At 49.8% G+C, this 257-nt stretch carries 1 pseudogene; it reads left to right on the forward strand.

What is annotated here, in order from left to right:
- Window positions 1-13 precede the first annotated feature (13 nt).
- A pseudogene (locus KB213_RS12135) lies at window positions 14-257 on the forward strand (UDP-glucose 4-epimerase); the annotation flags it as partial.

Genomic DNA, 257 nt, shown 5'->3' on the forward strand with positions numbered 1-257 from the left:
TGATGGGACTGGTGTGCGTGACTATATCCATGTAGTGGATTTAGCCAATGGCCATTTAAAAGCGCTGGCTAAATTGGCCACTAAACCAGGTCTGGTCACCTATAACTTAGGCACAGGCCAAGGATATAGTGTTTTAGACATGGTTCACGCCTTTGAAAAAGCCTGTGGTAACACCATTGCCTACCAAATTGCGCCACGTCGCCCAGGTGATATTGCCGCCTGCTACGCCGATCCAACCCATGCACGGGAAGATCTCG

This window comes from Neokomagataea anthophila, assembly GCF_018122595.1.
Lineage (GTDB): Bacteria > Pseudomonadota > Alphaproteobacteria > Acetobacterales > Acetobacteraceae > Gluconobacter > Gluconobacter anthophilus.